The sequence below is a fragment of the Streptomyces flavusporus genome, from assembly GCF_046267975.1.
Taxonomy (GTDB): domain Bacteria; phylum Actinomycetota; class Actinomycetes; order Streptomycetales; family Streptomycetaceae; genus Streptomyces; species Streptomyces flavusporus.
This window is the reverse complement of record NZ_CP176503.1, coordinates 3,428,310-3,452,983: the sequence shown is the minus strand read 5'-3', so window position 1 is coordinate 3,452,983 and position 24,674 is coordinate 3,428,310. Positions and strand designations below refer to the sequence as shown.

General features: G+C 68.7%; 23 protein-coding genes and 1 riboswitch. Of the genes, 14 read left to right on the top strand and 9 right to left on the bottom strand.

Annotation, left to right across the window (positions count from 1 at the left end):
• Positions 1–99: 99 nt before the first annotated feature.
• On the bottom strand, positions 100–813 hold the full coding sequence (locus ACKTSN_RS16260) for a M50 family metallopeptidase (RefSeq protein ID WP_409469799.1): 714 nt from the start codon (positions 811–813) through the stop codon (positions 100–102).
• A gap of 49 nt (positions 814–862) precedes the next feature.
• On the opposite strand from ACKTSN_RS16260, the gene ACKTSN_RS16255 reads away from it, so the two are divergent.
• The 10 genes from ACKTSN_RS16255 (at position 863) to ACKTSN_RS16210 (ending at position 10,892) form a co-directional block, all read left to right on the top strand.
• Positions 863–1,678, top strand: coding sequence for an SOS response-associated peptidase (locus ACKTSN_RS16255; protein ID WP_409469798.1), 816 nt, complete (start codon positions 863–865; stop codon positions 1,676–1,678).
• A gap of 1 nt (position 1,679) precedes the next feature.
• Positions 1,680–2,306 (top strand): alpha/beta hydrolase family protein, encoded by a 627-nt coding sequence (locus ACKTSN_RS16250; protein WP_409469797.1) that lies wholly within the window; start codon positions 1,680–1,682, stop codon positions 2,304–2,306.
• Positions 2,307–2,563: 257 nt separating this feature from the next.
• Positions 2,564–3,259: an RNA polymerase sigma factor SigR gene (gene sigR / locus ACKTSN_RS16245; protein ID WP_224736785.1), complete on the top strand. Its 696-nt coding sequence runs from the start codon at positions 2,564–2,566 to the stop codon at positions 3,257–3,259.
• Positions 3,256–3,570, top strand: coding sequence for a mycothiol system anti-sigma-R factor (rsrA, locus tag ACKTSN_RS16240; protein WP_409469796.1), 315 nt, complete (start codon positions 3,256–3,258; stop codon positions 3,568–3,570). The genes sigR and rsrA overlap by 4 nt, the downstream gene beginning before the upstream one ends.
• A gap of 146 nt (positions 3,571–3,716) precedes the next feature.
• A complete protein-coding gene (locus ACKTSN_RS16235; protein WP_409469795.1) occupies positions 3,717–5,030 on the top strand; it encodes an HD-GYP domain-containing protein in 1,314 nt (437 codons plus the stop codon).
• A complete protein-coding gene (locus tag ACKTSN_RS16230) occupies positions 5,027–6,283 on the top strand; it encodes an HD-GYP domain-containing protein (RefSeq protein WP_409469794.1) in 1,257 nt (418 codons plus the stop codon). The genes ACKTSN_RS16235 and ACKTSN_RS16230 overlap by 4 nt, the downstream gene beginning before the upstream one ends.
• A gap of 178 nt (positions 6,284–6,461) precedes the next feature.
• Positions 6,462–7,442 carry a tetratricopeptide repeat protein gene (locus ACKTSN_RS16225; protein ID WP_409474842.1) on the top strand — a complete coding sequence of 327 codons (981 nt, stop codon included), beginning with the start codon at positions 6,462–6,464 and terminating at the stop codon, positions 7,440–7,442.
• 62 nt (positions 7,443–7,504) lie between these two features.
• Positions 7,505–8,155, top strand: a complete 651-nt coding sequence (gene def, locus ACKTSN_RS16220; RefSeq protein ID WP_385513388.1) for a peptide deformylase — start codon at positions 7,505–7,507, stop codon at positions 8,153–8,155.
• Between the two features lie 281 nt (positions 8,156–8,436).
• On the top strand, positions 8,437–9,522 hold the full coding sequence (cyc1, locus tag ACKTSN_RS16215) for an epi-isozizaene synthase (RefSeq protein WP_409474841.1): 1,086 nt from the start codon (positions 8,437–8,439) through the stop codon (positions 9,520–9,522).
• Positions 9,519–10,892 (top strand): cytochrome P450, encoded by a 1,374-nt coding sequence (locus ACKTSN_RS16210; protein WP_409469793.1) that lies wholly within the window; start codon positions 9,519–9,521, stop codon positions 10,890–10,892. The genes cyc1 and ACKTSN_RS16210 overlap by 4 nt, the downstream gene beginning before the upstream one ends.
• Positions 10,893–10,907: 15 nt before the next feature.
• On the opposite strand, the gene ACKTSN_RS16205 is transcribed toward ACKTSN_RS16210, so the two are convergent.
• Positions 10,908–11,870 (bottom strand): GlxA family transcriptional regulator, encoded by a 963-nt coding sequence (locus ACKTSN_RS16205; protein WP_409469792.1) that lies wholly within the window; start codon positions 11,868–11,870, stop codon positions 10,908–10,910.
• Between the two features lie 93 nt (positions 11,871–11,963).
• Here ACKTSN_RS16205 and ACKTSN_RS16200 point away from each other — a divergent pair, with 93 nt between their 5' ends.
• Positions 11,964–12,206 carry a hypothetical protein gene (locus ACKTSN_RS16200; protein ID WP_409469791.1) on the top strand — a complete coding sequence of 81 codons (243 nt, stop codon included), beginning with the start codon at positions 11,964–11,966 and terminating at the stop codon, positions 12,204–12,206.
• On the opposite strand, the gene ACKTSN_RS16195 is transcribed toward ACKTSN_RS16200, so the two are convergent.
• From ACKTSN_RS16195 to ACKTSN_RS16165, 7 genes are all read right to left on the bottom strand, one after another.
• Entirely contained in the window at positions 12,119–13,132 is a 1,014-nt protein-coding gene (locus ACKTSN_RS16195) for a ribonucleotide-diphosphate reductase subunit beta (RefSeq protein WP_409469790.1), read from the bottom strand. The genes ACKTSN_RS16200 and ACKTSN_RS16195 overlap by 88 nt on opposite strands.
• Positions 13,132–15,507 (bottom strand): ribonucleoside-diphosphate reductase subunit alpha, encoded by a 2,376-nt coding sequence (locus ACKTSN_RS16190; RefSeq protein ID WP_409469789.1) that lies wholly within the window; start codon positions 15,505–15,507, stop codon positions 13,132–13,134. Before ACKTSN_RS16190 ends, ACKTSN_RS16195 begins: the two co-directional genes overlap by 1 nt.
• 123 nt (positions 15,508–15,630) lie before the next feature.
• Positions 15,631–15,767: riboswitch (cobalamin riboswitch) on the bottom strand.
• Between the two features lie 223 nt (positions 15,768–15,990).
• A complete protein-coding gene (gene mctP, locus ACKTSN_RS16185; protein ID WP_409469788.1) occupies positions 15,991–17,601 on the bottom strand; it encodes a monocarboxylate uptake permease MctP in 1,611 nt (536 codons plus the stop codon).
• Positions 17,598–17,861 carry a DUF3311 domain-containing protein gene (locus tag ACKTSN_RS16180; protein WP_409469787.1) on the bottom strand — a complete coding sequence of 88 codons (264 nt, stop codon included), beginning with the start codon at positions 17,859–17,861 and terminating at the stop codon, positions 17,598–17,600. Before ACKTSN_RS16180 ends, mctP begins: the two co-directional genes overlap by 4 nt.
• Positions 17,862–17,959: 98 nt before the next feature.
• Complete coding sequence (locus ACKTSN_RS16175) at positions 17,960–18,166, bottom strand: YbdD/YjiX family protein (protein ID WP_409469786.1); 207 nt, start codon at positions 18,164–18,166, stop codon at positions 17,960–17,962.
• Complete coding sequence (locus tag ACKTSN_RS16170) at positions 18,132–20,276, bottom strand: carbon starvation CstA family protein (RefSeq protein WP_409469785.1); 2,145 nt, start codon at positions 20,274–20,276, stop codon at positions 18,132–18,134. The genes ACKTSN_RS16175 and ACKTSN_RS16170 overlap by 35 nt, the downstream gene beginning before the upstream one ends.
• Before the next feature lie 74 nt (positions 20,277–20,350).
• Positions 20,351–21,115: a GntR family transcriptional regulator gene (locus tag ACKTSN_RS16165; RefSeq protein ID WP_409469784.1), complete on the bottom strand. Its 765-nt coding sequence runs from the start codon at positions 21,113–21,115 to the stop codon at positions 20,351–20,353.
• Positions 21,116–21,510: 395 nt separating this feature from the next.
• Here ACKTSN_RS16165 and ACKTSN_RS16160 point away from each other — a divergent pair, with 395 nt between their 5' ends.
• From ACKTSN_RS16160 to ACKTSN_RS16150, 3 genes are all read left to right on the top strand, one after another.
• Positions 21,511–22,785 carry an extracellular solute-binding protein gene (locus tag ACKTSN_RS16160; RefSeq protein ID WP_409469783.1) on the top strand — a complete coding sequence of 425 codons (1,275 nt, stop codon included), beginning with the start codon at positions 21,511–21,513 and terminating at the stop codon, positions 22,783–22,785.
• A gap of 87 nt (positions 22,786–22,872) precedes the next feature.
• Positions 22,873–23,847 (top strand): carbohydrate ABC transporter permease, encoded by a 975-nt coding sequence (locus tag ACKTSN_RS16155; RefSeq protein WP_409469782.1) that lies wholly within the window; start codon positions 22,873–22,875, stop codon positions 23,845–23,847.
• Positions 23,844–24,674, top strand: a complete 831-nt coding sequence (locus ACKTSN_RS16150) for a carbohydrate ABC transporter permease (protein WP_409469781.1) — start codon at positions 23,844–23,846, stop codon at positions 24,672–24,674. The genes ACKTSN_RS16155 and ACKTSN_RS16150 overlap by 4 nt, the downstream gene beginning before the upstream one ends.

Here is a 24,674-nt window from a genome sequence, read left to right as displayed (position 1 = left end):
TCGGCTTCGCTCGCGCGGGGGGACCCCCATGAGCGGGGGGGACCCCCATCGCGGCGGAGCCGCATATCGATACAGCCCCGCGCCCCTGGGGTTGGCTGGTCACAGCCCCAGTAGCCAACGGCCCCCGCCGATCAGCGAACTCAACGACACCGCGTGGAACAGGAACAGCCACAAGCCCGCCGGTGCGTGCGTCAGACGGGAGAGTTGGTCCGCGTCCGAGTCTCCGGCGCCGCCCCGCCTGCGCTTCGCCTGTAGTTCGAACGCCGGGCGTACGCCCCCCAGCAGCAGAAACCACACCACCGCGTACGCGAACGCCGCCTGCACCTGTGGCCCGGTCAGCCAGGACACCATCAGGAACGTACCGCCGGTCAGGATCACGGTGAGTGCCCCGTACGCGTTGCGGATCATCACCAGCATTGTCACCAGCAGTGCCGTGGCAAGCCACAGCAGCAGTGTGATGCGGCCCGTGGCGAGCAGCGCGGCGCCGCCGAGGCCGAGCAGCGGGGGAGCGGTGTAGCCGGCGGCGGCCGTGAGGATCATGCCGAGGCCGTACGGCTTGCCGCGGCTGACGGTGAGGCCGCTGGTGTCGGAGTGCAGCCGTATGCCGGTCAGGGTCCGGCCGGTCAGCAGGGCGACCAGACCGTGGCCGCCCTCGTGGGCGATGGTGATGGCATTGCGGAAGACGCGCCACAGGCCGTGCGGGACGATCACCGCGAGAGCGGCGACCAGGGTGGCGATCACCACCCACACGTCGGGGTCGGGCTGGGTGCCGATGAGCTCGTCCCACAGAGAGGCGGCTGTAGTGCTGTCCATGTTTCCGGGGCGCTCCCTCTGATCGGCGGAGTCTGGCAGTGTGACACGTATGTGCGGACGGTATGCATCGAGTCGTGGGCCCGAGGATCTCGCAGGAATCTTTGAGATCGAGAAGTGGGAGCCCGAGGAGACCCTGGAGCCCGACTACAACGTGGCACCGACCAAAGAGGTCCACGCGGTCCTCGACCGTCCTCTGAAGGACGTCGACGACCGGCGCCCGGTTCGCCAGCTGCGCAAGCTGAAGTGGGGACTGGTCCCGTCCTGGGCCAAGACGCCCGAGGGCGGCGCCCGGATGATCAACGCGCGCGCGGAGACGGTCCACGAGAAGCCGGCCTTCCGCCGCGCCTTCACCACCCGGCGCTGCGTCCTGCCCGCCGACGGCTACTACGAGTGGGTCACCGGCAAGCAGGAGCGGGACCTGGAGGTCGAGGGCAAGAAGAAGCGGCCGCGCAAGCAGCCGTACTTCGTGCTCCCCGCCGACGGGTCGGTGTTCGCGATGGCCGGGCTGTACGAGTTCTGGCGGGACCGGACGCTGCCCGACGATCACCCGCAGGCCTGGTGGGTCACTTGCTCCGTCATCACCACGGAGGCCGAGAAGAGCCCGCTGGCCGTGGCCCCCGCCGACGGCCCGTACACCCTCGCCGACATCCACCCCCGGATGCCGCTGATGCTCACCCCGGACCGCTGGGACGCCTGGCTCGACCCGTCCCGCACCGACCCCGACGATCTGCGGGAGCTGCTCGCCCCGCCCCCGCCCGGCCTGATGCGCGCCTACCCGGTGACCACGGCCGTCAGCAACGTCCGCAACAACGGCCCGGAGTTGCTCAGGGAGCTCGAAGGCCCCGAAGAGGGCACACTCTTCTGATGTGAGCGAGATCATCGAGACGGACGCCGGTACCGCCCGCATCACCTGGCACAAGGCGCGGAGGGCCAGGCTCGTTCTGGCCCTCGGCCACGGCGCCGGCGGTGGCATCGAGGCGCGCGACCTCGAGGCAGTCGCGGACGTGCTGCCCGGGCACGGCGTGAGCGTCGCCCGCGTCGAGCAGCCCTGGCGGGTAGCCGGGAAGAAGATGGCCCCCGCGCCGAAGACGCTGGACGTGGGCTGGCGCGGGATCTGGCCGGCCCTGGCCAAGCCCGGGCTGCCGGTCGTCGCGGGCGGACGCAGCGCGGGCGCCCGGGTCGCCTGCCGTACGGCGACGGAGCTCGGGGCGGCGGCGGTCCTCGCCCTCGCCTTCCCGCTCCACCCGCCGGGCAAGCCGGAGAAGTCCCGCGCCGAGGAGCTGCTCGGGGCCGGGGTGCCGACCCTCGTCGTCCAGGGCGGGAACGACCCGTGGGGGAAGCCCGCCGAGTTCCCCGAGGGCTCCCACGAGCTGGTCGAGGTGCCGTACGGCGATCATGGCTTCGCGGTGCCGAAGCGGGCGGAGATCAACCAGGAGCAGGCCCTGGAGATCCTCACGGACGCGGTGGTGCAGTGGACCGGGTCACTCGGGTAAAGCATTCGGGAATGCCGGGGCCCCGACCACTGTTGAGGCGGACAGAAGTGCTGATGACCAGCGCCGACGTCGTGGGAGAGGAAGTCCGCCGCATGGGTTCGATCTACTGCCCGAGCCGCAGCAGCCGCACTGACCTGGACTGGACGGTGCTGCACGCGGCCAAGGCCGCTCCTGTTCGAGCGGCGGCGGGTGCGGATCGTCGTCTATCCTCCGATTCTGGTGGGACCGCATTCGGTCTCGCCCGGAATCTTGAGGAGGTGGGTCCGGTCACCGGTACCGACGCAGGGACCGACAACGGCCAGGCGGAGCTGCCCGAGGGCCAGGGCATCAGCGCGGACTCGAGCACGGAGTCGACCGCTCAGCGCAGTGCGCGCTTCGAGCGGGACGCGCTCGAATTCCTCGACCAGATGTACTCGGCCGCGCTGCGCATGACGCGCAACCCGGCCGACGCCGAGGACCTGGTGCAGGAGACGTACGCCAAGGCGTACGCGTCCTTCCACCAGTTCCGCGAGGGCACCAACCTGAAGGCGTGGCTGTACCGGATCCTCACCAACACCTTCATCAACTCGTACCGCAAGAAGCAGCGCGAACCCCAGCGCAGCGCGGCCGAGGAGATCGAGGACTGGCAGCTCGCCCGTGCCGAGTCGCACATGTCGACGGGCTTGCGCTCCGCGGAGTCGCAGGCGCTCGACCACCTGCCCGACTCGGACGTGAAGGAAGCGTTGCAGGCGATCCCCGAGGAATTCCGCATCGCCGTCTATCTCGCGGACGTAGAGGGCTTTGCGTACAAGGAGATCGCGGACATCATGGGGACACCCATCGGTACGGTGATGTCCCGGCTGCACCGGGGCCGCCGTCAACTGCGCGGCATGCTCGAGGACTACGCCCGTGAGCGGGGGCTGGTCCCGGCGGGCGCCGGAGAGTCGAACGAAGCGAAAGGCTCGGGCTCATGAGCTGCGGAGAGCCGCACGAGACGGACTGCAGTGAAGTCCTGGACCATCTGTACGAGTTCCTCGACAGTGAGATGCCGGACGTCGATCGCGAGAAGATCCAGCACCACTTCGAGGAATGCTCGCCGTGCCTGGAGAAGTACGGCCTGGAGCAGGCCGTGAAGAAGCTGGTCAAGCGGTGTTGCGGGCATGACGACGTGCCCACCGACCTGCGGGCCAAGGTCATGGGGCGGATCGATCTGATCCGCTCCGGGCAGACCGTGCCCGAGCACGATGTGACGGCCATGCCCCAGGCGACCCCGCAGGAATCCTGAAACTCCGGGTGACGGGATTCCGCTACGCGGGGTCCCGTCACCCGAACGTGCTAATCGGCCGTCCGTCGGCCGCGCCCTCCCCCTCACCGCCCTAAGCTCCGGAGCCTGGACAGGCACGGTCGGGGGACCGGGGGAGGGGCGTCGTCATGGAGGCGGTTCCGGCGCGCGCACGTGTGTACGTCGCCTGTGTCGTTCTCGGTGCCCTGGTCTGCCTGCTGTCGCTGCCGACGGTACGTGCGTCGTGGTGGGCGATGACCCTGCTGGCCGTTCTGTACGCCGGTGGTGAGTGGCTCGCCCGCAGACGCATCGCCGGCGCCTTCCACCCCGTCCTGCTCGCCGGGGCGTTTCTGCTGCCGCCGGCCGCCGCGGCGCTCGTCGCCCTGCCGGGGGCGTTGCTGTCGCCGGTGGAGCGGCGCCCTGTCGGGCTGCGGCGGATCTGGCGGGCCGCCCAGCTCGCCCTCGCGGTGTGGGCCGCCGCCCGCGTCCATGGCGCGCTCGGCGGGCGGCACGCCGTGGTCGCGCCCGACTTTCCCTACGCCCTTGTGCCGGCCGGGGCCGCCGTGCTGGCGTTCTGCCTGGTGCTGACCGTGCTGGACGGGGGGATTCTCGCGCTCGCCGAGCATGTGCCCGTGCGGGCCGTCTGGCGGGGGCTCTTCCTCCGGTCACTGGCGCCGCTCGCGGTGCACGGCCTCGCCGGGCTGATGATGGCCGTGCTGTGGCGCAGCCCGTACGGGCCGCCCGCCTCCCTGCTCGTACTGCTGCCCATGTGCGTGTCCTGGTGGGCGTTCGCGCAGTACCACCGGGAGCGGGGGGCCCACCAGGCGACGATCCGTGCGCTGGTGCAGGCCGTCGACATCAAGGACGAGTACACGCGCGGGCACAGCGAGCGCGTCGGGCAGGCCTCGATGATGATCGCGCGCGAACTGGGCATGGACGACGAGCGGGTGGAGGTCCTGCGGTTCGCCGGGATTCTGCACGACGTGGGGAAGCTGGGGGTTCCCACGCGGCTGCTGCGCAAGGACGGGCCGTTGACGCCCGAGGAGCGGCGGGTGATCGAGCTGCATCCCGAGTACGGGCACGAGATGGTGCGGGGGATTTCGTTTCTGGGGGAGGCCCGGGCGGCCGTACTGCACCATCACGAGCGGTTGGACGGGAGCGGGTATCCGTACGGGCTCATGGGGAGCCAGATTCCTGAGTCCGCTCGGGTGGTTGCGGTGGCGGATGCGTTCGATGCGATGACGTCCACGCGGTCCTATCGGCGGGGGCGGCCTGTTGCGGCCGCGCTGGAGGAACTTGAGCGGTGTGCGGGGGCACAGTTCGATCCTCGGATGGTTGCGGCGTTGGTGCGGGGGGTGGAGCGGTGTGGGTGGCATCCGGCGGTGACTGCTGACGGCGTGCAGTCCCGTCGTGTTCATCCACCCGCTCCGCCCGTTTCCAGTCGGACAGGGGCGCACCGTTGACCTCTCCCCGTCCGCGCTTCCTCCTCACCCTCATCCATGCCTCCGCGGCCCTCCTCGCCTGCGCCTGCCTCCTTCTCACTCTCTGGACCGGTCTCGAAGAGCGCGGTGTCGCCCTTGCCTTCGGGGTGCTCGTCACCGTCGGGGAGCTGGCCCGGTGGACGGGGCCGCAGGTCAGGGAGGCGGCGCCACTCGGGGCCGCGGGAGCGTTGTCGTACGCCCTGCTCGGCGAGGACGCCGGGAACCCCACCGCACACGGCGTCGCCCAGGTCGTCAGTGTCGTGCTCGCCGCCTCACTGGTCGGATGCGTGCCGCACATCGGCCGCGGGCGGGGGCCCGTGGTCGATCATCTGGGCCGGCGGGTGCTCACCGTGGGGTTCGCCGCCCTGTGTTTCCAACCCCTGTACAAGCAAGGGTTGTTCGGGGACTGGAGCGGGCCCGCCTACGCGCTGCTGCTGATCGCCCTGCTCACGGTGAGCGTGCTGTGCGACGCCGTGCTCGCCGCGGCACTGGCGCACTCCCGTACCGGGTGGCCGTTCGGGCCGCTGCTGCGGGACGAGCTGCGGGCCATGCCCGGCATCGGGTCGGCCGTGTGCGCGACCGGGGCGGTGATGGCGCTCGCGGTCGCCGTCGTCGGGCTGTGGGCGCTGCCCGTGTTCTGTCTGCCACTGCTGCTCGCGCAGGTGTCCCTGCGGCGGTACGCGGCCGTGCGGACCACCTACCGGCAGACCATCGCCTCCCTCGCCCGGGCCACCGAGATAGCGGGGTACACGCCGACCGGGCATGCTCGCAGGGTGGCCGCGCTCAGCCGGGCCGTCGGGCGGGACCTTGGGCTGAGCGAGCCCGAGCTCACCGTGCTCGAGTACGCGGCCCTCATGCACGACATCGGGCAGCTCAGCCTGGTCGATCCGGTGCCGGCCGGGGCCACGGCCGGGCTGCCCACCGCCGAGCAGCGACGGATCGCGCTGCTGGGCGGGGCCGTCGTACGGCAGACCGGGGTCGACCCCTCGGTCGCGGTCGTCGTGGAGCGGCAGGCCGACCCCTACCCGGAGCAGCCGGTCGCCGCCCGGATCGTGCGGGCCGTGAACGCGTACGAGGAGAAGGTGCGCGACGCCGGGCCCGGCGGGCCCCTGACGGCGTTGGAGGAGCTGCGACTGGGGACCGCCGGGGACTACGCTCCCGAGGTCGTCGAGGCGCTGGCCCGGGTGCTGTGGAATCAAAGGGGCGGCGCGGTGGGGGTCCCCCCAGGTGTTTAGCTCTGGGGGAGCCTCAGGCAGGGTGGTGGCGGGCGACGGGCGGGATGGTCTGACCCCGCCTTCGACGGGGTAACCCATGGGTAATGAGCGTCCTTCCAGCCGCACGTGGTTGGATGCGAAGGGAAGGGTGTCCGGGGGCACAGGCCAGCCCACCGAACGGAACTGGCAGGCGGGAATCGTGAGGATCTTCGGCAAGGGACGGCACCGGCCCTCCGCCTCCTGGCGGCAGGCCACCGACCGCGCGTTCACGCTGATCGGGGACGGCCGGTACGAGGACGCGGGCGCGCTGCTGACCCGGGCCGCCGACCTGGAGCCCTGGCTGTCGGAGTCCTGGTTCAACCTCGCCCTGCTGCACAAGTTCCGGCACGACTGGGAGCAGGCCAGGGCGGCGGGCCTCAGGGCCGTGGCCCTGCTCGACCGGGAGACCGGCGCACCCGACTGGTGGAACGTCGGCATCGCCGCCACCGCCCTGCAGGACTGGCCGCTGGCCCGGCGCGCCTGGCAGGCCTACGGGCTGCATGTGCCCGGCGGCGCCACGGCGTCCGGCGAGCCCGTCGGCATGGACCTCGGCAGCGCGGCCGTACGGCTGTCGCCGGAGGGTGAGGCCGAGGTGGTGTGGGGGCAGCGGCTGGATCCCGCGCGGATCGAGGTGCAGTCCATTCCACTGCCGTCCTCCGGGCGGCGCTGGGGCGAGGTCGTACTGCACGACGGCGTGCCGCACGGAGAGCGGACGACTGCCGCGGGGCACTCCTATCCGGTCTTCGACGAGATCGAGCTGTGGGCGCCCTCGCCGGTGCCGACCTGGGTGGTTCTCCTGGAGGCTGACACCGAGGCCGACCGGGACGCCCTGGAGCAGCTGGCGGCCGACGCCGGGTTCGCCGCGGAGGACTGGTCGTCGTCCGTGCGGCTGCTGTGCCGGCTGTGCTCGGAGTCGCGGATGCCGGCGGACGAGGGGGACGGGGAGCACCTGGATCCGCACGATCACAGCGAGCCCGGTCATCCGGGACCGTTGGGCCATCGCACGGACGGGCAGCTGTGGGTGCCCGAGCGCGAGTGCGGGGTGGCTGCGCCGGCTGCGCTGGTGAGAGGGCTGCTGGACGGGTGGGTTGCGGACAGCCCGGACTCCAGGGACTGGCGGGATCTGGAAGAGGTCTGCTGAGCAGTCCCCGTACCCTGTATCAGCATCACACCCTGATTTTCCGAGGAAGGCGTACGTCGGTCATGGCGCAGCAGGACACCGATCAGCAGCACGCGGGCGTGCTCCCCGTGGACGACGAGGGCTTCGTCATCGACACGGAGGACTGCGAGGAGCGCGAGCAGGCATACCGCGCGCGCGGCACCTCGCGCCCCATCACGGTCGTGGGCAACCCGGTCCTGCACAAGGAGTGCAAGGACGTCACCACCTTCGATGACGAACTGCTGAAGCTGGTCGACGACATGTTCGCCAGCCAGCGCACCGCCGAGGGCGTGGGCCTCGCCGCCAACCAGATCGGCGTCGATCTGAAGGTCTTCGTCTACGACTGCCAGGACGACGCGGGCGTCCGGCACGTCGGCGTCGTGTGCAACCCCAAGCTGGTGGAGCTGCCCGCCGAGAAGCGCCGGCTGGACGACAGCAACGAGGGCTGTCTGTCGGTGCCCACCGCGTACGCGCCGCTCGCGCGGCCGGACTACGCCGAGGTGACCGGGCAGGACGAGCGGGGCAACCCGATCAAGGTGCGCGGCACCGGCTACTTTGCTCGGTGTTTGCAGCACGAGACGGACCACCTGTACGGGTACCTCTACATCGACCGGCTCTCCAAGCGCGAACGCAAGGACGCGCTGCGGCAGATGGCCGAGAACGAGCCCCGCTATCCCGTGGTCGCGAACGGCTGACCGACCTCACCACTCTTCTGCGCACGGCGTCTGATCAGGGTTCCCTCCCCGATCAGGCGCCGTTCGTCTGTCCGTCGCACGTTCGATCGCATGTGGTCTGTCGGTGATCCAAAATCAGTCAGCGGAGAGGGGAATTTCGGCACTGTGGGATGGTGAATGAAGCAAATCCGTTCCCAGAACGGTCAGTTGTAGTGCTGAATGGAAGTGCGGGGATACGCAACGGCGCACGCCCGGCACAGCGGGAGGGGCGTGCCCAACTGGCGGCTGAGAGGGGTTTGTTCGTGCCTGCTTTCCCACACAGCACCACATCGACCGCAACAGCGATCGCCATCCCACCGTCGCTGTCTCTCCCGATGATCGAGGCGGCGTTTCCCAGGCAATTGCACCCGTATTGGCCCAGGCTCCAGGAGAAGACCCGCACCTGGCTCCTGGAAAAACGGCTCATGCCGGCGGACAAGGTTGAGGAATATGCCGACGGCCTGTGCTACACCGATCTCATGGCGGGGTACTACCTGGGTGCCCCGGACGAGGTGCTCCAGGCGATAGCGGACTACAGCGCGTGGTTCTTCGTCTGGGACGACCGCCACGACCGTGACATCGTCCACCGCCGGCCGGCGGCCTGGCGTCGGCTGCGCGGCCGCTTGCACGAGGCGCTCGATTCTCCCCGGAACCATCTGCACCACGAGGATCCCGTGGTCGCGGGACTCGCGGACAGTGTGCTGCGGCTGTACTCGTTCCTGCCCCACACCTGGAACGAGCGGTTCGCCCGGCACTTCCACGAGGTGATCGAGGCGTACGACCGGGAATTCCGCAACCGCACCGAGGGAATCGTGCCCACGGTCGAGGAGTATCTCGCGCTGCGCCGGCTCACGTTCGCGCACTGGATCTGGACCGACCTGCTGGAGCCGAGCGCCGGACAGGAACTCCCGGACGGCGTGCGGAAACACCCGGCATATCGGAGGGTGGCGCTGCTGAGTCAGGAATTCGCCGCCTGGTACAACGACCTCTGTTCGCTGCCCAAGGAAATCGCGGGCGATGAGGTCCACAATCTCGGAATCAGTCTCATCACCCATGAGGGGCTGACGCTGGAAGAGGCGGTGATGGAAGTGCGGCGGCGGGTCGAGGAATGCATCACCGAATTCCTCGCCGCCGAACGGGAGGCCGTGCGGTTCGCCGACGGCCTCGACGACGGAACGCTGCGCGGCAAGGAACTGAGCATTGCCGTGCGCGCCTGCCTCGCGAATATGCGGAACTGGTTCAGTTCCGTCTACTGGTTCCACCACGAATCCGGCCGTTACATGGTCGACAGCTGGGACGACCGGTCCACGCCCCCGTACGTCAACAACGAAGCGGCAGGTGAGAAATGACCGTCGAGTCTGTGAAGCCCGACGCCCCGGCACGCGCGTCGGAACTGCGCGAACCGCCCCTCGCGGGCGGCGGTGTCCCGCTCCTCGGCCACGGCTGGAAGCTGGTCCGCGACCCGCTGGCCTTCATGTCCCGGCTGCGCGACGACGGCGACGTCGTCCGGCTGAAGCTCGGCCCGAAGACGGTGTACGCCGTCACCACCCCGGCCCTCACCGGAGCCCTGGCGCTGAGCCCCGACTACAAGATCGACGGCCCGCTGTGGGAGTCCCTGGAAGGCCTGCTCGGCAAGGAGGGCGTGGCCACCGCCAACGGGCCCACCCACCGGCGCCAGCGGCGCACCATCCAGCCCGCCTTCCGGCTCGACGCCATCCCGGCGTACGGGCCGATCATGGAGGAGGAGGCGCATGCGCTGACCGAGCGCTGGAAGCCCGGCGAGACCATCGACTGCACATCCGAGTCCTTCCGGGTCGCCGTGCGCATCGCGGCCCGGTGCCTGCTGCGCGGCGAGTACATGGACGAGCGGGCCGAGCGGCTGTGCGTCGCGCTCGCCACCGTGTTCCGCGGTATGTACCAACGCATGGTCATCCCGCTCGGACCGCTGTACAAACTGCCGCTCCCCGCCAACCGGGAATTCAACCGGGCGCTGGCCGATTTGCATCTCCTGGTCGACGAGATCGTGGCCGAGCGTCGGGCATCCGGTCAAAAGCCGGACGATTTGCTGACGGCGTTGCTGGAGGCGAAGGACGACAATGGCGACCCCATCGGGGAACAGGAGATCCACGACCAGGTCGTCGCGATACTCACTCCCGGAAGCGAAACGGTGGCATCCACGATCATGTGGCTGCTCCAGGTGCTCGCCGAGCATCCGGAACACGCGGACAAGGTCCGGGACGAAGTTGAATCCGTGACCGGCGGGCGGCCCGTCGCATTCGAGGACGTCCGGGGGCTCACGCACACGAACAATGTCGTCGTCGAGGCGATGCGTTTGCGTCCGGCCGTATGGATACTGACGCGCCGCGCGGTCACCGACACGGAACTCGGCGGCTATCGCATTCCGGCCGGGGCGGACATCATCTACAGCCCGTATGCGATCCAGCGCGATCCGCGTTCGTATGCGGACAACCTGAAGTTCGACCCCGACCGGTGGCTTCCGGAACGCGTCAAGGACGTGCCGAAATACGCCATGAGCCCGTTCAGCGTGGGCAACCGCAAGTGCCCGAGCGACCACTTCTCGATGGCCCAGCTGTCGCTGATCACGGCGGCGGTGGCGACCAGGTACCGCTTCGAGCAGGTGGCCGGGTCCAACGACACTACCCGGGTGGGCATCACGCTGCGCCCGCACAAGCTGCTGCTCAGGCCGGTGCCGAGGTGACGGCCGGGCGCGCGTTCAGGCGGCCTCGGGCCCTCTGAACGTGCGCCGGTAGGCGTTCGGGGTCGTCCCCAGCGCCCGTACGAACTGATGGCGCAGCGCGGCCGCGTTCCCGAACCCCGTGCGGCCCGCGATCGCGTCCACCGTCTCGTCCGTCGCCTCCAGCAACCGCTGGGCCAGCAGCACCCGTTGGCGCAGGATCCAGCGGTACGGAGTCGTCCCCGTCTCCTGCTGGAAGCGGCGGGCGAAGGTGCGCGGGGACATCAGGGCGCGGGCGGCGAGCTGCTCGACGGTCACCTCCTGGTCGAGGTTGCGCTCCATCCACACCAGCACCTCGGCGACCGTGTCGCACTCGGAGGCGGGCAGCGGCCGCTCGATGTACTGGGCCTGGCCCCCGTCGCGGTGCGGCGGCACGACCATCCGCCGAGCGATCCGGTTGGCGACCTCCGGACCCTGCTCCTTGCGCACGATGTGCAGACAGGCGTCGATGCCGGCGGCGGTGCCGGCCGAGGTGATCACCGGGTCCTCGTCGACGTAGAGCACGTCCGGTTCGACGATCGCCCGCGGATACTGCAGGGACAGCTCGGCCGCGTGCCGCCAGTGCACAGCACAGCGCCGCTCGTCCAGCAGCCCCGCGGCGCCCAGTACGAAGACGCCGGAGCACACGCTCAGCACCCGCGCACCCCGGTCCACGGCCCGGCTCAGGGCGTCGAGCAGCTCGGGCGGGAAGCTCCTGGACTCGTAGCACGCACCGGCCGGTACGGCGATCAGGTCGGCCGTCTCCAGACGCTCCAGCCCGTGCTCGACCTGCATCGAGAAGCCGGCGTTGGAGTGCAGCACCGGCCCCTCGGCCGAGGCGACCGCGAAGTCGTACACGGGCAGTCCGTCGTCGCTGCGGTCGATACCGAAGACCTCGCAGATGACGCCGAGTTCGAAGGGGTTCACGCCGTCGACGAGGACGGCGGCCACGTTCTGCAGCATGCCCCCAGTGTGCCTCAGGAGTGGCAGTAATTCGATGGTCTACGGCAGACCTGCCACTGTTGGTAAGGAGTATCCGGCGCGACAGTGGTGTCCATGAACACGAACCAGATCGAAGCCCTGATCGGAATGCTGGCCGTCCTCGCACTCTTCGCGATCATGGTCCTCCCCTCACTGATCGGCATCGCCCACGACCGGCGCGTCGACCGACAGCTCAGGGAGGCCCAGGACCACCACAGGGAGAAGGAGGATCAGAAGTCCTCGTCCAGGTCGACGGTGCCCTCCACCGCCACCTGGTACGCCGAGGGACGCCGCTCGAAGAAGTTGGTGAGCTCCTGAACCCCCTGCAGCTCCATGAAGGAGAAGGGGTTCTCGGAGCCGTACACCGGGGCGAAGCCGAGGCGCGTGAGGCGCTGGTCGGCGACGCACTCGAGGTACTGCCGCATCGAGTCGGTGTTCATGCCCGGGAGGCCGTCACCGCACAGGTCGCGCGCGAACTGCAGCTCGGCCTCGACGGCCTCCCGCAGCATGTCGGTGACCTGCTGCTGGAGCGCGTCGTCGAACAGCTCCGGCTCCTCCTTGCGGACGGTGTCCACGACGTCGAAGGCGAAGCTCATGTGCATCGTCTCGTCACGGAACACCCAGTTGGTGCCGGTGGCCAGGCCGTGCAGCAGGCCCCGGCTGCGGAACCAGTAGACGTATGCGAAGGCGCCGTAGAAGAACAGGCCCTCGATGCACGCGGCGAAGCAGATCAGGTTGAGCAGGAAGCGGCGACGGTCGGCCTGTGTCTCCAGACGGTCGATCGACTCCACCGAGTCCATCCACTTGAAGCAGAACTCGGCCTTCTCGCGGATGGAGGGGATGTTCTCGACCGCCGCGAAGGCCGCCGCGCGGTCCTCCGGGTCGGGGAGGTAGGTGTCCAGCAGCGTCAAGTAGAACTGGACGTGGACGGCCTCCTCGAAGAGCTGACGGCTCAGGTACAGCCGGGCCTCGGGGGAGTTGATGTGCTTGTAGAGCGTCAGCACCAGGTTGTTGGCCACGATCGAGTCGCCCGTCGCGAAGAAGGCGACCAGACGGCCGATCAGGTGCTGCTCACCATGTGACAGTTTGGCGAGATCTGACACATCCGAATGGAGGTCGACCTCCTCCACGGTCCAGGTGTTCTTGATGGCGTCCCGGTAGCGCTCGTAGAAGTCCGGGTAGCGCATGGGGCGCAGGGTCAGCTCGAAGCCCGGGTCGAGGAGATTCTGGTTACGGGTGGACATCACTGACAGGCCTCGCAGGACTCGGGGTTTTCCAGGGAGCAGGCGACCGCCTCGTCGGGGACCGGCTGCTGTACGGGGGTGGTGGCTTGCGCCGCGCGGGCGATGCGGGTCGCCGGGCGGGAGCGGAGGTAGTACGTGGTCTTCAGGCCCTGCTTCCAGGCGTACGCGTACATCGAGGAGAGCTTGCCGATGGTCGGCGTCTCCATGAACAGGTTCAGCGACTGGGACTGGTCCAGGAACGGCGTGCGGGCGGCCGCCATGTCGATCAGGCCGCGCTGCGGGATCTCCCACGCCGTGCGGTAGAGCCGCCGTACGTCCTCGGGGATCCAGGCGAAGTCCTGCACCGAGCCGTTCGCCTCACGCAGCGCCTCACGGGTGCGGGCGTCCCAGACGCCGAGGTCCTTGAGGTCCTGCACCAGGTACGAGTTGACCTGGAGGAACTCGCCGGACAGCGTCTCGCGCTTGAAGAGGTTCGACACCTGCGGCTCGATACATTCGTACACACCGGCGATCGAGGCGATCGTGGCGGTCGGCGCGATGGCCAGGAGCAGGGAGTTGCGCATGCCCGTTTCGGCGATACGCGCCCGCAGCGCCGCCCAGCGCTCCGGCCAGGCCGGCTCGACGCCGTAGTGGTCGGGGTGCAGAACACCCTTCGCGGTACGGGTCTTCTGCCAGGCCGGCAGCGGGCCGTTGCGCTCGGCGAGGTCGGCGGAGGCCTCGTACGCGGCGAGCATGATGCGCTCGGCGATGCGGGTGGAAAGGGCCTTGGCCTCGGGTGAGTCGAAGGGCAGGCGCAGCTTGAAGAAGACGTCCTGCAGGCCCATCGCGCCGAGGCCGACCGGACGCCACTTGGCGTTGGACCGGCCCGCCTGCTCGGTCGGGTAGAAGTTGATGTCCACGACGCGGTCGAGGAAGGTGACGGCGGTACGGACGGTGGCGTCCAGCCGCTCCCAGTCGATGCCGCCGGTCGCCGGGTCGGCGAAGGCGCCCAGGTTGACCGACCCCAGGTTGCAGACCGCCGTCTCCCCGTCGTCGGTGACCTCCAGGATCTCCGTGCAGAGGTTGGAGGAGTGGACCACGTGACCCGGCTCGGCGGTCTGGTTGGCGGTGCGGTTGGCGGCGTCCTTGAAGGTCATCCAGCCGTTGCCGGTCTGCGCGAGGGTGCGCATCATCCGGCCGTAGAGGTCACGGGCCGGGATGGTCTTCTTGGCGAGGCCTGCTGCCTCCGCCCTGCGGTACGCCGCGTCGAACTCCTCGCCCCACAGGTCGACCAGCTCGGGCACGTCGGACGGCGAGAACAGCGACCACTGCTCGTCGGTGTCGACCCGGCGCATGAACTCGTCCGGGATCCAGTGCGCGAGGTTCAGGTTGTGGGTGCGCCGGGCGTCCTCGCCGGTGTTGTCACGCAGCTCCAGGAACTCCTCGATGTCGGAGTGCCAGGTCTCCAGGTAGACCGCCGCCGCACCCTTGCGCCGCCCGCCCTGGTTCACCGCGGCGACCGAGGCGTCGAGGGTCTTCAGGAACGGGACGATGCCGTTGGAGTGGCCGTTCGTGCCGCGGATCAGGGAGCCGCGGGAGCGGATGCGGGAGTACGCGATGCCGATGCCGCCGGCGTGCTTGGAGAGGCGGGCGACCTGGTGGTAGCGGTCGTAGATGGAGTCCAGCTCGTCCTTGGGGGAGTCCAGGAGGTAGCAGGACGACATCTGGGGGTGCCGCGTACCGGAGTTGAAGAGCGTGGGGGAGGACGGGAGGTAGTCGAGGTGGCTCATGAGCCTGTAGAGCGCGGCGACTTCGTCGACGGACCGGGGCGTGTCGTCCTCGGCGAGGCCGGCGGCGACGCGCAGCAGGAAGTGCTGGGGCGTCTCGACGACCTTGCGCGTGTGGGGGTGCCGGAGGAGATAGCGGCTGTGCAGGGTGCGCAGGCCGAAGTAGCCGAAGCGGTCGTCGGCTTCGGGGTCGACGAGAGCGTCGAGGCGGTCGGCGTGGATGCGCACGAACTCGGCGGTGCGGTCGGCGATCAGGCCCTCGCGGTGTCCGACGGCGACGGACTCGGTGAAGGACGTGACGCCCTGGGAGGCGGTCTCGGCGGCGATGCTGATCGTCAGCAGGCGGGCGGCCAGCCGGGAGTAGGCGGGGTCCTCGGAGATGAGGCCGGCGGCCGCCTCCGTGGCCAGCTCGCGCAGCTCTGCGTTGACCTCGTCGAAGGCCCCCCGAGCAGACCGGCCGCGCAGCGCGGCGGCGGCGACCCGTCCGGGGTCGGCGTCGGGGAGGTCGGCGGTCAGCTCGGTCAGGGTCCGCAGCAGCGCGGCTCCCGGACCGTCGCTCTCGACCGGAGGCACTGAGGCTGAAGCCGGTTCGGCTGGCGCGATGGTCACGTGGGGCTCTCCCTCGCTCGGCACGGGGCCTTGCGGAGGGCAGGGGGCAGCTCACGAGCGCACACGGCGTCGCGTCCACCGGCCCATTCCACGAGGCCCGGACGTCATGGCACCCGGGCCGGATGGCCGGGCGCACTGTCGGCAGGTCCTCGGACTGACTCTCGTACGACGGCATGCGGGCATACGTGTACGAGTACACCGTTGCGGGACAGTTCCGGATTCGCACCGGATTCCCCTGCGGCGACAGCGAGCATGAGCATACATCTTGTGCCGGGCTCGCGGAGCACCCCCAGATGTTGTGTCCTGCTGGTTTCAGAGCGTCAACTGGTAGGTGAGGAGAGTGATGTCGTCAGGTACGACAGCGGGCCGCCGTGGTTCTTGATGTCGGCGGCCCGCTGCGGGTTGTGGGGGTGTTCGCGCCCACGCGGCGGAGCCGCATGTCGATACAGCCCCGCGCCCCTTAGTTTGGACAGCTCCCCTGCGTCAGTGGCTTGCCCCCGCCGTTGCCGGCGGCAGTTCCGCCTTGACTCCGGGGTCGCCCGCCTCCCCCGTGTAGTCCTCCGGGCTCGTCTCGTCGATGCCCTCCGGGGCCTTGGCGGCCTTCAGGGCGAAGGTGAGGACCACCGTCACGACCAGGTTCAGGACGAACGCCGTCAGGCCGATGTACCCGATCTCCCCGATCCCCGGGATCTCCGCCGACGAGCCGCCGAAGTGCTTCTGCGTCGGCGAGGCCACGCCGTACGCGGCGGCCGTGCCGTAGATCATGCCGACCGCCCAGCCGGCGAGCAGTGCCCAGCGGTGGAACCAGCGGGTGAACAGGCCGCCGACCAGGGCCGGGAAGGTCTGCAGGATCCAGATGCCGCCCAGGAGCTGGAAGTTGATCGCGACGGTCTTGTCCATGCCGAGGACGAAGATCAGCGCGCCCACCTTCACCAGCAGGGACACCAGCTTGGAGACCTTGGTCTCCTGTGCGGGCGTGGCGTCCGGCTTCAGGAAGTCCTTGTAGATGTTCCGGGTGAAGAGGTTGGCCGCCGCGATCGACATGATCGCCGCCGGCACCAGCGCGCCGATGCCGATCGCCGCGAAGGCGACGCCCGTGAACCAGTCCGGGAACATGTTCTCGAAGAGCTGGGGGATCGCCAGCTGGCCGTTCTCCACCTTGATGCCGGCCGCGATCGCCATGAAACCGAGCAGACCGAGCAGACCGAGCATCAGCGAGTACAGCGGCAGGATCGTGGAGTTGCGGCGGATGACGTCCCGGCTGCGGCTGGACAGCACGGCCGTCACGCTGTGCGGGTACATGAACAGCGCGAGCGCCGAGCCCAGCGCCAGGGTGGCGTACGTCCACTGCGAGCCGTCGGTCGGTACGAGCCCGCCCGCGCCCGCCTCGGTGTACTTGTCGCTCGCCGCGGCGAAGATGTCGTCGAAGCCGCCCAGCTTGATCGGGATGTAGATGATCGCGACGGCGATGACGAGGTAGATCAGCGAGTCCTTCACGAACGCGATCAGGGCCGGCGCGCGCAGACCCGACGAGTACGTGTAGGCGGCCAGCACACCGAAGGCGATCAGCAGCGGCAGGTCCTTGATGAACCAGTGCGTGTTCTCGCCGCCGCCGACGCCCAGGACGTCCAGCACGGCCTGGATGCCGACCAGCTGGAGCGCGATGTACGGCATCGTGGCGAGGATGCCGGTCACCGCCACCGCCAGCGACAGGCCCTTGGAGCCGAAGCGGCCGCGGACGAAGTCCGAGGTGGTGACGTAGCCGTGCTTGTGCGAGACCGACCACAGCCGTGGCAGGAAGACGAACATCATCGGGTAGATGAGGATCGTGTAGGGCACGGCGAAGAAGCCGGCCGCGCCCGCCGCGTAGATCGCCGCCGGGACCGCCACGAACGTATAGGCGGTGTAGAGGTCACCGCCGAGCAGGAACCAGGTGATCCAGGTGCCGAACGACCGGCCACCCAGACCCCATTCGTCGAGGCTGTGCTCGTTCTCCGCCTTGCGCCAGCGTGAGGCCAGGAAGCCCATGACCGTCACGGCGACGAAGAAGAGGATGAAGACGGCGAGTGCGACGCCGTTCACGCCGTCCTTCATGACCCGGCACCCCTCTCGGACTTGCGGGCGCGCTGGTCACGCTGCCACAGCTGGTACGCGATCATCGTCAGGACCGTGGAGATGACCACCCAGGCCATCTGGTACCAGTAGAAGAACGGGATGCCGAGGAAGGCCGGGTCGGTCTTGGCGTACGAACCGACCCACAGCATCGCCACAAAGGGCGCTATGAGGCAGAGGGCGATGATGACGCGCACGGGCGTCACCACCGCCGCTCTGTTCACTTCTGGGGCTTGTGACATCTGGCGGCTCCGTCCCCTCACTGATCACCTGGTGCAATGCGCAGGCAATGTAGGTCACGGTGTCGCACATCCGGAAGCCCCTGTTCAGATATCGGTACTCAGCAGCAGCGGAACCCCTGCCTTGGGTCCTTTTCCTGCCGGTCTGTCCGCATTCGCTCGAACTCGCGCCGGGACGGCACCTCCGCCTCCGGATGATCCTTGCGGGCGTGCGCCACATAGCGGTCGTAGGCCGACTCGTCGGTCAGCTCCCGCACGTACCAGTGCACCCCGCTAATCACGCGGCGCAGCAGCACCGAAGGCCGCATGGCGCTCCTCCTCCTTCTCCTCCCGGGTGGGGAACAGCCCGGCCGGCGCGACGATCTTCGACTCGACGTACGGCGCCTCGCTCAGCGTGGACAGCGCGGGGCGCCGGATGTGCCGGATACAGACCCGGGTCGCGTCCACGATCACCACGACGATCAGCAGGGCGAGTACGGCGGACAGGACGCCGTCCACCGTGGAGTTGGTGACGACGGTGTGCATGTCGTCCATGGTCTTGGCCGGCGGCAGGATCTCCCCCCGGTCGATGGCGTCCTGGAACACCTGACGCTGCTTGAAGAAGCCGACCCTCGGGTCGCTGGAGAACACCTTCTGCCAGCTGGCGGTCAGGGTGACCGTGGCGTCCCAGGCGAGCGGAATGCCGGTGATCCAGGCCCACTTGAGGCGGCCGGACTTCACCAGGAGGGTGGTGCAGACGGCGAGGGCGACCGCCGCCAGCAGCTGGTTGGAGATGCCGAAGATCGGGAACAGCTGGTTGATGCCGCCGAGCGGTTCGTGGACGCCCACCCAGAGGAAGTAGCCCCACATGCCGCAGACGATCGCGCTGGTGATGACCAGACCCGGCTTCCAGCTGACGTTCTTGAACGGGCGGTAGATGTTGCCGAGGGTGTCCTGCAGCATGAAGCGGCCCACGCGGGTGCCGGCGTCCAGTGCGGTCAGGATGAACAGCGCCTCGAACATGATCGCGAAGTGATACCAGAACGCCTTGAGGCCTCCGCCGGTCACCTCGGAGAAGATCTGCGAGACGCCGACGGCGAGGGTGGGCGCACCGCCGGTGCGGGACAGCAGGGTCGACTCCTCGACGCTCTCCGCCGCCTTGGCGAGGTCGGCCGGGGAGATCTGGTAGCCCCAACTGCCCACCACCTGCGAGGCGTTCTCGACCGTCGTGCCGATGACCCCGGAGGGCGCGTTCATCGCGAAGTACAGGCCCGGGTCGATGACGCTGGCCGCGACCAGCGCCATCACGGCGACCGACGACTCCATCAGCATGGAGCCGTAGCCGATCATCCTGACCTGCGTCTCCTTCTGGATCATCTTCGGCGTCGTACCGGAGGAGATCAGCGAATGGAAGCCGGAGAGCGCACCGCAGGCGATGGTGATGAAGACGAACGGGAAGAGTGAGCCCGCGAAGACCGGGCCGTCGCCGCGCGAGGCGAAGTCGGTGACCGCGTCCATCTTCAGCGTCGGCAGCGCGATGACGACACCGAGGGCCAGCAGCACGATCGTGCCGATCTTCATGAAGGTGGACAGATAGTCGCGGGGTGCGAGCAGCATCCACACCGGCAGGATCGAGGCGATGAAGCCGTACGCCACCAGCCAGATCACCAGCGTGGAGGGGGCGAGGGTGAAGGTGTCGGCCCAGGAGGACTCGGCGACCCAGCGGCCCGCGACCAGTGCGAGCAGCAGCAGCGCGACGCCGATGAGGGAGACCTCGGCGACCCGGCCCGGCCTGAGGACCCGCAGGTAGAAGCCCATCAGCAGTGCGATCGGGATGGTCATCGCGATGGAGAAGGTGCCCCACGGGGAGGCCGCGAGGGCGTTGACGATGACCAACGCCAGCACGCCGAGCAGGATGATCATGATGGCGAACGCGGCGAGCAGTGCGGCCGCGCCGCCGAACGGGCCGATCTCCTCGCGTGCCATCTGGCCCAGCGACCGTCCGTCGCGCCGGGTGGAGAAGAACAGCACCACCATGTCCTGCACCGCGCCCGCGAAGATGACGCCGACGATGATCCAGATCGTGCCGGGGAGGTATCCCATCTGCGCCGCGAGCACGGGGCCGACGAGCGGGCCGGCGCCGGCGATCGCCGCGAAGTGGTGGCCGAGCAGGACACGGCGGTCGGTGGGGTGGAAGTCGATGCCGTTGTCGAGGCGTTCGGCCGGGGTGGCGCGGGTCTTGTCGACCTTGAGTACCTTGTGGGCGATGAACTTGGCGTAGAAGCGGTAGGCGATCGCGTACGAGCCGAGGGCGGCGGCGACCATCCACGCCGCCGAGACCTCCTCCCCGCGCGAGAGCGCCAGCACGGTCCAGCCGGTGGCGCCGACCAGTGCGACGAGGGTCCAGATGACGATGGTTCGGGCGTTCGCTGTGCGCACGGGTCGTCCTCCCGTCGTATGCGATGACGGGAGGACCGTAGGGCAGGAATGTGATCTGCGCTACACCCTGAGCGCTACTCCTGTGGACGCTTCAACCTCGCGACGAACTTGTAGCGGTCGCCGCGATACACCGAGCGCACCCACTCCACGGGCTTGCCCTCCCGGTCCAGTGAGTGGCGGGAGAGCATCAGCATCGGAAGTCCCACGTCGGTGCCCAGCAGCCCCGCCTCGCGCGGAGTCGCCAGCGAGGTCTCGATGGTCTCCTCGGCCTCCGCGAGATGGACGTCGTACACCTCGGCGAGGGCGGTGTAGAGGGAGGTGTACTTGACGAGGCTGCGGCGCAGCGCCGGGAAGCGCTTCGCGCTCAGGTGGGTCGTCTCGATGGCCATCGGCTCGCCGTTGGCCATACGCAGCCGCTCGATGCGCAGTACGCGTCCGCCGGCGGAGATGTCGAGGAGGCCGGCGAGGGTGTCGTCCGCGGTGATGTAGCCGATGTCCAGCAGCTGTGAGGTCGGCTCCAGGCCCTGCGCGCGCATGTCCTCGGTGTACGAGGTGAGTTGCAGCGCCTGGGACACCTTCGGCTTGGCGACGAACGTGCCCTTGCCCTGGATGCGCTCCAGCCGGCCCTCGACCACCAGCTCCTGCAACGCCTGCCGCACGGTGGTGCGGGAGGTGTCGAACTCCGCGGCCAGTGTGCGCTCGGGCGGGACCGGCGTGCCGGGCGGCAACGTCTCCGTCATGTCGAGCAGGTGCTTCTTCAGGCGGTAGTACTTGGGCACGCGCGCCGTACGGACGGGCGCCCCGTTCTCGTTCTCCGCACTGCTGACGTCAGTGCTCATGCTCCGCCTTCCCGGCTCCTGTACCGACACGACGGACGTCCGTCGGTCACGGCTCACATCGTGGCACGGCTCCGCGCGAGAGGTTCCCCGCACGTTCCGTGATCCCCTCTGTATACCGTTGACGCCTCCGTTGGTCTAGTCCACCACGTCCAAGTGGTCTACCCGAAGTGTGCCGCGCGGAGTCGCTGTTTTCGACGGGTTCTTACTTAAAGGTTCCTGCATATGTAGGTCCCATAACGGCTGGTCGGGGCCTACACGAGACCCTTGACACGCCATATGGTCTGGGCCAAGCTCCCCGTACTGGTCTACACCATTGGTCCAGGTCCCGGCCCCAGGGCGGTACATCGGTCACCGCGGGGACGAGGGGGGTTTGTGGCATCCCTGAGGAGGGTGGCGTGAAGCGCAAGCTGATATCCGCGATCGGTGTCGCGGCGATGATGGTCTCCATTGCGGCGTGCGGGGGCGACAACGGCGACGAGGGCAAGACCGGAGCGGACGGCTATGCGGGCCAGACGCTCACCGTGTGGGTGATGGACGGCTCCTCGCCCGACCAGTGGCAGAAGGACGTCGCCGCGGCCTTCGAGAAGAAGACCAAGGCGAAGGTCGAGTTCGAGATCCAGCAGTGGAACGGCATCCAGCAGAAGCTGACCACCGCCCTGTCCGAGGAGAACCCGCCGGACGTCTTCGAGATCGGCAACACCCAGACCCCGGCCTACGCCAAGACCGGCGGCCTCGCCGACCTCGCCGACCTCAAGTCGGAGATCGGCGCCGACTGGACCGAGGCCCTGAACAACTCCTCGGTCTACGAGGACAAGCAGTACGCGGCGCCGTGGTACTTCGCCAACCGCGTCGTCATGTACAACAAGAAGGTCTGGGCCGACGCCGGCATCAAGGAGACGCCCAAGACCCGCGACGAGTTCTACGACGCCCTGAAGACGATCGGCGAGAAGACCGACGCAGAGCCGATCTACCTGCCCGGCCAGAACTGGTACCACTTCGTCGGCCTGGTGGTCGGCGAGGGCGGCGAACTGGTCAAGAAGGAGGGCGACAAGTACGTCTCCAACCTCGACGACCCGAAGGTCGCCGCCGCCATGGAGACGTACAAGAAGTTCCAGGCCCTCTCCAAGGCGCCCAAGGACAAGGACGAGGCCACCCCGCAGCAGGGCGAGGTCTTCGCCAAGGGCAACGTCGGCGCCGTCATCGCGATGGGCTGGGAGGCCGGCATCGCGATCGAGGCCAACCCGAAGATCGAGGAGCAGATCGGCTACTTCACCATCCCCGGTGACACGGCCGACAAGCCCGAGGGCGTCTTCCTCGGCGGCTCCAACCTCGCGGTCGCCGCGGGCAGCGAGAAGCAGGAGCTCGCCAAGGAGTTCCTGAGGATCGCCCTGAGCGACAAGTACGAGGGCCAGCTGGCCAAGCTCAACGGCGTCATCCCGAACAAGGAGTCGCTCCAGTCCAACCTGGCGGGCAACGCCCCCGCCGAGGCCGCCGCGCCGGCCGCCGCGGGCGGTGGCACCACGCCGCTGATCCCGGAGTGGGCCGCGGTCGAGAACGCGCCCAATCCGATCAAAACCTACATGACCGCCGTGCTCAACGGTAAGTCCCCGGCCGAGGCCGCGGCGCAGGTCGAGGACGAGTTCAACAAGCGGCTGTCGCAGCAGCAGTAACGAGCGCTCCAGCCGGGGCGGAGGCTGGCCCTCGCGGCGGGCCCCGCCCCGGCGATCGTACGTAGGTCGAGAAGAGAGATCGCGAGCATGACCGTGCAGACCGAACGGCCGCCCTCCGGTCCGGTGGAGATCCGCAAGGCGGACGGCGGGGCACCCCCGAGGCCCACGCGGCGCGGCGGCACCCTCGCCCCGTATCTGTTGCTGCTGCCGGCCTGCGCGGCCACCGTGCTGCTGCTGGGCTGGCCACTACTGAAGGACGTACTGCTGTCCTTCCAGAACCTCAACATGGCGCAGCTGATCCAGCACGTCACCGAGTGGAACGGCATCGACAACTACAAGGAGACCCTCACCGGAGAGGACTTCTGGCGGGTCACCCTGCGCTCGATCCTGTTCACGGCGGTGAACGTCGTCCTGATCATGATCTTCGGCGCCCTGATCGGCCTGTTGCTCGCCCGCCTGGGCAAGCGGATGCGGGTCACGCTGATGATCGGACTGGTGCTGGCCTGGGCGATGCCCGTGGTCGCCGCGACCACCGTCTACCAGTGGCTGTTCGCCCAGCGCTTCGGCGTCGTCAACTGGGTGCTCGACAAGCTCGGCTGGCACTCCATGGCCGACTACAGCTGGACCGGCAGCCAGATGTCGACGTTCTTCGTCGTCACCGTGCTGATCGTCTGGATGTCGATCCCCTTCGTCGCCCTCAACCTCTACGCCGCGACCACCACCATCCCGGGCGAGCTCTACGAGGCCGCCGCCCTCGACGGGGCCGGTGCCTGGCGGAGCTTCACCACCGTCACGTTCCCGTTCCTGCGCCCGTTCCTCTACGCCACCACGTTCCTGGAGATCATCTGGGTCTTCAAGGCGTTCGTGCAGGTCTTCGCCTTCAACGGCGGCGGCCCCGACCGGCTCACGGAGACCCTGCCCGTCTACGCCTACATCGAGGGCGTCGGCAACCAGCACTACGGAATGGGCGCGGCGATCGCCGTCCTTACCATCCTGATCCTGCTCGCTCTGACCGCGTACTACCTGCGGATCGTGCTCAAGCAAGAGGAGGACGAGCTGTGAAGCGCTCGCTCTTCGGCCGCCTGTGGCCCAACGCCACGGCCGTCGTCCTGTTCATCGGCTTCGTCTTCCCCGTGTACTGGATGTTCGCCACGGCGTTCAAGCCGACCGGCGACATCATCTCGGACAACCCGGTCTGGTTCCCGACCGACATCACCTTCGAGCACTTCAAGACCGCGACCGACGCCGACAACTTCTGGACGTTCGTCACCAACTCGCTGGTCGTCACGGTGCTCGCGGTCGTCTTCTCGCTGCTCATCGCGCTCGCCGGGGCCTTCGCCCTGGCCCGTATGCGGTTCAAGGGACGGCGCGGCTTCATCGTCGGCTTCATGATGGCGCAGATGGCGCCGTGGGAAGTCATGGTCATCGCGATCTACATGATCGTGCGGGACGCGTCGATGCTGAACAGCCTGGTTCCGCTGACGCTCTTCTACACGATGATGATCCTGCCCTTCACCATCCTGACGCTGCGAGGCTTCGTCGCCGCAGTGCCCCGGGAGCTGGAGGAGTCGGCGATGGTCGACGGCTGCACCCGCGGCCAGGCCTTCCGCAAGGTCATCTTCCCGCTGCTCGCGCCCGGCCTGATGGCCACCTCGATGTTCGGCTTCATCACCGCCTGGAACGAGCTCCCGCTCGTCCTGGTCGTCAACAAGGAGGCCGAGGCGCAGACGCTGCCGCTGTGGCTCACCAGCTTCCAGACCGTCTTCGGCGACGACTGGGGCGCGACCATGGCCGCCTCGTCCCTCTTCGCCATCCCGATCCTGATCCTCTTCGTCTTCCTGCAGCGCAAGGCCGTCAGTGGTCTGACCGCCGGCGCCGTGAAGGGATAA

What these genes read in the sequence shown, in the direction of transcription:
- ACKTSN_RS16175 (WP_409469786.1), bottom strand. Translation starts at nt 18,166, where the DNA reads ATGCGGCCTTCGGTGCTGCTGCGCCGCGTGATTAGCGGGGTGCACTGG.
- ACKTSN_RS16205 (WP_409469792.1), bottom strand. Translation starts at nt 11,870, where the DNA reads ATGCTGCAGAACGTGGCCGCCGTCCTCGTCGACGGCGTGAACCCCTTC.
- ACKTSN_RS16260 (WP_409469799.1), bottom strand. Translation starts at nt 813, where the DNA reads ATGGACAGCACTACAGCCGCCTCTCTGTGGGACGAGCTCATCGGCACC.
- ACKTSN_RS16155 (WP_409469782.1), top strand. Translation starts at nt 22,873, where the DNA reads ATGACCGTGCAGACCGAACGGCCGCCCTCCGGTCCGGTGGAGATCCGC.
- mctP (WP_409469788.1), bottom strand. Translation starts at nt 17,601, where the DNA reads ATGAAGGACGGCGTGAACGGCGTCGCACTCGCCGTCTTCATCCTCTTC.
- ACKTSN_RS16195 (WP_409469790.1), bottom strand. Translation starts at nt 13,132, where the DNA reads ATGTCCACCCGTAACCAGAATCTCCTCGACCCGGGCTTCGAGCTGACC.
- ACKTSN_RS16210 (WP_409469793.1), top strand. Translation starts at nt 9,519, where the DNA reads ATGACCGTCGAGTCTGTGAAGCCCGACGCCCCGGCACGCGCGTCGGAA.
- ACKTSN_RS16165 (WP_409469784.1), bottom strand. Translation starts at nt 21,115, where the DNA reads ATGAGCACTGACGTCAGCAGTGCGGAGAACGAGAACGGGGCGCCCGTC.
- ACKTSN_RS16255 (WP_409469798.1), top strand. Translation starts at nt 863, where the DNA reads ATGTGCGGACGGTATGCATCGAGTCGTGGGCCCGAGGATCTCGCAGGA.
- ACKTSN_RS16180 (WP_409469787.1), bottom strand. Translation starts at nt 17,861, where the DNA reads ATGTCACAAGCCCCAGAAGTGAACAGAGCGGCGGTGGTGACGCCCGTG.
- rsrA (WP_409469796.1), top strand. Translation starts at nt 3,256, where the DNA reads ATGAGCTGCGGAGAGCCGCACGAGACGGACTGCAGTGAAGTCCTGGAC.
- ACKTSN_RS16235 (WP_409469795.1), top strand. Translation starts at nt 3,717, where the DNA reads ATGGAGGCGGTTCCGGCGCGCGCACGTGTGTACGTCGCCTGTGTCGTT.
- def (WP_385513388.1), top strand. Translation starts at nt 7,505, where the DNA reads ATGGCGCAGCAGGACACCGATCAGCAGCACGCGGGCGTGCTCCCCGTG.
- ACKTSN_RS16200 (WP_409469791.1), top strand. Translation starts at nt 11,964, where the DNA reads ATGAACACGAACCAGATCGAAGCCCTGATCGGAATGCTGGCCGTCCTC.